We start from the raw sequence: 5,702 nt of genomic DNA, 5'->3' as shown, positions 1-5,702 counted from the left end.
CCAGGCCTCAATCCGTTCCGCCCACATTACGCGCTTGCTCGACATTGCCACTCTCCATTCATTCACAGGAGTGCGGATCGCAGCAGCTATCGGTTCAGGTGAGTAGGTGAGGTGGGCGGACGCTTACGTTATACACCCTATTCCAGCTGATCGTACTTCTTGACGGTACCCTTCGACTTTGCTACCGGATAGCGCACGGCGTTTAATTGCAGCTTTTCGGATACTGCCATTTCGAGATCGATACTCAGGTCGTGGGACAAGTAGCTCAGTAGGATTGCGATGTCTGCAATTTCATGAGCAATTTCGGCTCGCCGACTTCGCGCAATCTCCGCAATTTCTGAGTCGCTTGCCCATTGTGTGAATTCGGCGAGTTCCGCCGTCTCCAGCACAATAGACGTTGATAGCGTTCGTAAATTGTGAAACTGCTCCCAATCGCGTTCGGCGCGGAAATCCAGCAATCGCTGCACCAGATTTGGACTGATCATCACCTACTCCACAAAACTGTTTTCGTTGTGCCAACGCAGGTACTCGGGGTTAGGTTGATCGATTGCATCAACTGGCGGTGCAGCCAGAATTTGCCCGTGAAGACGGTAGTACGCCTTGCCGTTGAAATACCTGTCGCGAATTCTGCCGCTGACCCGAACTCTGAGATCTGGCTCCACCGTCAACAAACCTGCATCGAACAGTTTATGGAAGTCCGATCGCAGAAGAAGTCCATTGCAAACGTGATGCGGCCCATGCTCCGCAAACGGGAGAATGTGTGCGGCCTCCAGCACTGGCAAGGTGTGCTCGCCGGTTATCGCACATTTCCGTGCATAGGCGTCTATCACCAGCGTGCGAAATGACCCTTGACCGAGACGAGCTCGCTGCAGGAATGGGCGACCCAACCTCTCATCGCGTAGGCCGGTTTCGGCAATGCTGCGACCTTCAGTCACACGATCAAGGTCTGCGAGGAGGCTTGCACCAACAGGGTCCGTATCCTCGTAGGTCTTGCCGACCACTATATTTGTGCGAAACCGTTCGCCAACATCAATCCAGCGATCACGAGGAAGATAGAAGACATCGGTGAGAACAGTGCAGCCGATTTCCGTGTCGAGCGTCGTCGCATCACGCCGATGGGTCGCGATCAACCTCTTTAATTCACCCAGGCTGGACGTCCCGTTTTGCTGCTCGAACACAGCCCAGGCCGATAGCAGCGGCAATCGGGTATATCGGACAAATCGACCACCCCCTACAATGTGATTGTTGGGCGCTTTCAGCTTAAAGAGAAAAAGCGTTCCCTCGGGCAACGTCGTAAACGGTGCCCGGGCAGACGGCTGCCAAAAGTTGACTTCCGGGCTAGCGGATGCAGAAACGTGTTGAAACCATCGATTATCCGTGACTCCCAGCCAGAACCGCACGATATTCTCCTTTGCGTTACGGCAAGTGGGACGCGAGCGAATCGGGCCCGGCGCCACCGAGCGGAATCCAAATCTTGAGCGCTGTATTGATTGTACTTGACCCTAATGCTTGATCTGAAGGTGTTCGGGGTCAGGCATTGAAACTTGAGCTAGTCCACGCTGATCGCGCACGGGTAGCAGAGTTGTCCGTGCCGGGCACTCGTCAGTGCCCTTTGTTGTTGTTGCGAAACGTACCAGTGCACTGGGGTCTTGTATTGACGGATCACGCCTCTACGGTCCGATCCACCAAGGCATCAGACATCTCAAAGCGCTCGCAGATCCGACGCAAGAAAAACTATCGCCCGAATTCCTGATCGCAAATTCGACATGTGGTAATACAAGACCTGCCCCGCTCCCTCTCATGTCCCAGCGTCATGCGGCCTAGAACGAATTGAACACCTCGCCAGCGTGCGGATGTACCGAGTCCTTTTCGACTATCCCGGCCTCGATCATTTCAGCAAACACCTTGCTGGCTTTTTCAGAGGCTGCGTCAAACGCGGCTTGATCGGGATATTTCGCGATGACGACACCTTTGCCGTTGCCGTAAGAGACCAGGTCAATGAAGTCGGCGCCGATGCCTTCCAATGCCTTGCGCATGTTCTCGGTGAATTCTCCTACCTTGCCCATATCCGCTGCAGCAAAACGCGTAATTCCATAAACGGTCATGTGATTCTCCCTGTTCAGTTGTGTTTATGCGGGCATTCCGCTTGACCGATCAGGGTATACGAAGACGTGACACGCGTGGGCAATTGGCAACCGGGTCAGAGCGCCGTTTGCTTGAGCTTGGCTGGCATGCAGACGGGCCGTCGTTGAATCGCGAATCTCGCCTGGTGCCTGCACGCACAAGTCCGTGACAACTGCCACGGGTTGTGCTGCAGGGAAATCAGATGCGAAAGGTCCAAACAGCGAAACAGCGATTCTCCGATTGAATCTGGCCTGGCAAGTCCGGCTTCAAGGATGCGCTGACCTTTAGCCAAGACTATCGCCGTCATTTCTTTCGGGATCTTTCCGCCAGCGAGTAGCCTGGCAGATGCTGGATCGCGCTGACGAGTGCGTCGAAGACCACGCGCACGCGGCCGGCGACCGGGCCACGTTGCGGTCGGTACACGTAGATGCCCCACGGGGCTGGTGCGTGTTTCTGCAGCAGCGGTTGCAGGCGGCCTTCGTCGATGGCCGGGATTGCCATGTAGTCGGCGAGCTGGCCGAAGCCGATTCCGGCAAGCACCGCGCCCATCTCTGCATCACTGTCATCAATGCGCATGGCCGGGCTTGATGGCGTCCACTGCCTGCCGTTGCTGAAATGCCATGGCCACGGTCGCCCGGCATTCACATCGAGTGCGGCGACAACCGGTGCCGCATCCAGATCTTCAATCTTCTGCGGCTTGCCCACGCGTTCGATCAGTTCCGGCGCACCGGCGACTATCAGGCGCAATTCACCGGCGCGTCGGGCGATGAAGCGACTATCGCGCATGAAGCCGACGCGAATGCCGACATCGATGCCCTCGTCGACGGCATCGGCGATGCGGTCGGACAGACGTACCTCGGGCCTGATATGCGGATGTTGTGCCAACACCGATTGCAGCGCCGGCATCACCGCCCGATGGCCCAGGCTGTGTGGTGCGGTAATCCGAACCTGTCCGCTGAAACCGCTTTCGCCTGACTCGGCGACGGGATGCCACAACCCATCCAGTTGATCCAGGGCCGGTTGCAAGCGTGCGGCCAGATCCTCGCCGAATGCGGTGATGCGCATCTGCCGGGTGTTGCGGTGGAACAGCAATTCGCCGAAATGTGTTTCCAGGCGCTTGATTGCGCGGGTCACACCCTGCGGCGACAAGCCGAGTCGAACGGCGGCCTCGCGAAAACTCGTCGACTCGGCCGCTGCACTGAATATTCGCAGCAAGCCCACTTCGTTTTGCATCGGAGTCTCCAATCAGCGCCTGATAGCTCTGTCGAAGCGTATTCCAGTGAATGGAATTCTGAAAGCGCTTTCATTCCATTTACGGACGTGATCAAACTTCCGATAATCATCGACCTCGCCCTCCGGCCTTGAGCCGATGGCGCCCCATCATCGACATTCCTGACTGGAGATCTGCATGAACACCCACGACCTGATTCAAGCCTATTACGCGGCATTCAACAGTGGCGATCGCGAGGCCACGCTCGCCCTGCTGACTGACGATGTCGCCCACGACCTCAACCAGGGGCCGCGCGAGTCGGGGCGAGAGGCTTTCCGCACGTTCTTCAAGCGCATGGACCACAGCTACTCCGAAGAACTGCGTGACATCGCAATCATGGTCAGCGCCGACCAGACCCGCGCCGCCGCCGAATATGTCGTGCACGGCACCTACAAGGCCGACGATGAAGGCCTGCCATCGGCCAACGGCCAGCGCTATGTTCTTCCCGGTGGTGCTTTTTTCAGCATCCGCGACGGCAAGATCGCGCGGGTCAGCAACTACTACAACCTGGCCGACTGGATCTCGCAGGTAACCCGCAGCGCATGAATGCTGAGCAGACAACGCCACGCGTGCTGAGCGTCCACGGCGCGTCGATCACCGACTGGCTGGCGGATGTCGCGCGACTGCGCATCCGCGTGTTCCGCGATTTTCCGTATCTGTATGACGGCGATGAGGACTACGAATCCAGCTATCTGGCCACCTACGCGCGCACGCCGGACAGCATCCTCGTGCTCGCGCTGGACGGCGATCGGGTCGTTGGCGCATCGACCGGCCTGCCATTGGCGGACGAGGAGCCGGAGTTCCAGGCACCGTTCCATGCGAAAGGAATCAATGTCGACGAGGTTTACTACTGTGGCGAATCGGTGTTGCTGGCCGAGTACCGCGGGCTTGGACTCGGCCATCGCTTCTTCGACGAACGCGAATCCCGCGCGCGTGCGCTGGGGCGCTTCCGCTTCACCGCGTTTGCTTCGGTAGACCGCGCCAGCGATGACCCGCGCCGCCCGAGCGGACACCGCGACAACGACACGTTCTGGCACGGCCGAGGCTACCAGCGCCAGGCGGACATGACGATGAGCCTGGCCTGGAAGGAAATCGGCGAGACCGCCGAATCGGAAAAGCAGCTGACGTTCTGGTTACGTCCAATGGAGGATGCGCAATGAAAGTAGCGGTTGCCAAATACCCGGTCGAAGCGCCGCGCGATTTCGCCGCGTTTGCGGCCAAGCAGCGTGTGCTTCTGGCCCAGGCACAGCGCGGGGGAGCGGAACTGGCCGTGTTGCCTGAATACCTCTCGCTGGAACTGGCGGCCGGTTTGTCGCCCGAAATCCGCAGCGATCTGACGGCCTCGATGGCAGCGCTGCAGCCGCTGCAGTCAGCCTGGAATGCGCTTTACCAGGGTCTCGCGCGCGAGTTGGGCATGTTCATCCAGGCCGGCACCTTCCTGACCGAGCTCGGCCAGGGCCGCTATCGCAACCGCGCCTGGTGGTTTGCCCCCGATGGACGCAACGGCTTCCAGGACAAGCTGCAACTGACCGGCTTCGAGAGAGCCACCGGCATCATCGAGAGCGGCGACTCGCTGGAAGTGTTCGAGGCAGGCGCGGTGCGCACCGGAATCGCAGTCTGCTACGACGTCCAGTTTCCGCTACCGGTCCGATCACAATGGGAGCACGGCGCACGCTTGCTGCTGGTGCCCAGTTGCACCGATACCGAGGCCGGCGCGACTCGCGTGCGCGTCGGTTGCATGGCGCGGGCGCTGGAGAACCGGTTATTCGTCGCGCAGGCGGTCACGGCCGGCATCGCCGAGTGGAGCCCGGCCCTCGATATCAACACCGGGGAAGCATCCGTCTACTCGCCGATGGACCATGGCCTGCCAGCGGACGGCCTGCTTGCCAGCACCCGCGGCGACGAGGTCTGGGCCATCGCGCAACTGGATTTCGCCGGTCTGGAAGCCAGTCGCGCTACCGCGCAGGTCGCGAACGACCGCGACTGGATCCTGCAACGTTCAAGGCCGCACGACGCAAACACGACCAGGGGCGAGGCTTTTCCTGCTGCGTGACGGTACATCTCGCGCCTGAAGGCCTGTCCTGAGCCGGCCGAAGAGCGCTCCGACGGGTTTCGGCAACTCGCTTGAACGAACTTCACCCGCCTGCAAAGATTCACAAGAAAAGTCGCGCCACTCGCTTTTCATGATTTTTCCGCCCTTTTGGCGGCAACTTTGACGAAGTTAGCCGAACATAACATCTCGTTCACATCACTTTCCGTATAATGCTCGGCTCTTCCGCATGCGACAGGCACAGCGGTCCGGAACCTT

7 protein-coding genes are annotated in these 5,702 nt (G+C 59.3%); 3 read left to right on the top strand and 4 right to left on the bottom strand.

Annotation, left to right across the window (positions count from 1 at the left end; genetic code table 11):
• Positions 1 to 137: 137 nt before the first annotated feature.
• The 4 genes from VFN25_RS01680 to VFN25_RS01665 form a co-directional block, all read right to left on the bottom strand.
• The gene (locus VFN25_RS01680; RefSeq protein ID WP_325138146.1) at positions 138 to 485 is read right to left on the bottom strand and encodes a nucleotide pyrophosphohydrolase; all 348 of its coding nucleotides are present in this window, start codon (positions 483 to 485) and stop codon (positions 138 to 140) included.
• Between the two features lie 3 nt (positions 486 to 488).
• Positions 489 to 1,400: an HNH endonuclease gene (locus VFN25_RS01675; RefSeq protein WP_325138144.1), complete on the bottom strand. Its 912-nt coding sequence runs from the start codon at positions 1,398 to 1,400 to the stop codon at positions 489 to 491.
• 420 nt (positions 1,401 to 1,820) lie between these two features.
• Positions 1,821 to 2,105 (bottom strand): hypothetical protein, encoded by a 285-nt coding sequence (locus tag VFN25_RS01670; protein WP_325138142.1) that lies wholly within the window; start codon positions 2,103 to 2,105, stop codon positions 1,821 to 1,823.
• Between the two features lie 322 nt (positions 2,106 to 2,427).
• Entirely contained in the window at positions 2,428 to 3,357 is a 930-nt protein-coding gene (locus VFN25_RS01665) for a LysR family transcriptional regulator (RefSeq protein ID WP_325138139.1), read from the bottom strand.
• A gap of 175 nt (positions 3,358 to 3,532) precedes the next feature.
• Here VFN25_RS01665 and VFN25_RS01660 point away from each other — a divergent pair, with 175 nt between their 5' ends.
• The 3 genes from VFN25_RS01660 to VFN25_RS01650 are packed head-to-tail and all read left to right on the top strand — an operon-like array spanning position 3,533 to position 5,447.
• Positions 3,533 to 3,940, top strand: a complete 408-nt coding sequence (locus tag VFN25_RS01660; RefSeq protein WP_325138137.1) for a ketosteroid isomerase-related protein — start codon at positions 3,533 to 3,535, stop codon at positions 3,938 to 3,940.
• A complete protein-coding gene (locus tag VFN25_RS01655; RefSeq protein ID WP_325138135.1) occupies positions 3,937 to 4,554 on the top strand; it encodes a GNAT family N-acetyltransferase in 618 nt (205 codons plus the stop codon). Before VFN25_RS01660 ends, VFN25_RS01655 begins: the two co-directional genes overlap by 4 nt.
• Positions 4,551 to 5,447, top strand: coding sequence for a carbon-nitrogen hydrolase family protein (locus VFN25_RS01650; protein ID WP_325138133.1), 897 nt, complete (start codon positions 4,551 to 4,553; stop codon positions 5,445 to 5,447). Before VFN25_RS01655 ends, VFN25_RS01650 begins: the two co-directional genes overlap by 4 nt.
• Positions 5,448 to 5,702 lie beyond the last annotated feature (255 nt).

The organism is Dokdonella sp., assembly GCF_035703485.1.
Lineage (GTDB): Bacteria > Pseudomonadota > Gammaproteobacteria > Xanthomonadales > Rhodanobacteraceae > Dokdonella.
This window is presented reverse-complemented; position numbering and strand designations above follow the sequence as displayed.

What these genes read in the sequence shown, in the direction of transcription:
- VFN25_RS01665 (WP_325138139.1), bottom strand. Translation starts at nt 3,357, where the DNA reads ATGCAAAACGAAGTGGGCTTGCTGCGAATATTCAGTGCAGCGGCCGAG.
- VFN25_RS01655 (WP_325138135.1), top strand. Translation starts at nt 3,937, where the DNA reads ATGAATGCTGAGCAGACAACGCCACGCGTGCTGAGCGTCCACGGCGCG.
- VFN25_RS01650 (WP_325138133.1), top strand. Translation starts at nt 4,551, where the DNA reads ATGAAAGTAGCGGTTGCCAAATACCCGGTCGAAGCGCCGCGCGATTTC.
- VFN25_RS01680 (WP_325138146.1), bottom strand. Translation starts at nt 485, where the DNA reads ATGATCAGTCCAAATCTGGTGCAGCGATTGCTGGATTTCCGCGCCGAA.
- VFN25_RS01660 (WP_325138137.1), top strand. Translation starts at nt 3,533, where the DNA reads ATGAACACCCACGACCTGATTCAAGCCTATTACGCGGCATTCAACAGT.
- VFN25_RS01670 (WP_325138142.1), bottom strand. Translation starts at nt 2,105, where the DNA reads ATGACCGTTTATGGAATTACGCGTTTTGCTGCAGCGGATATGGGCAAG.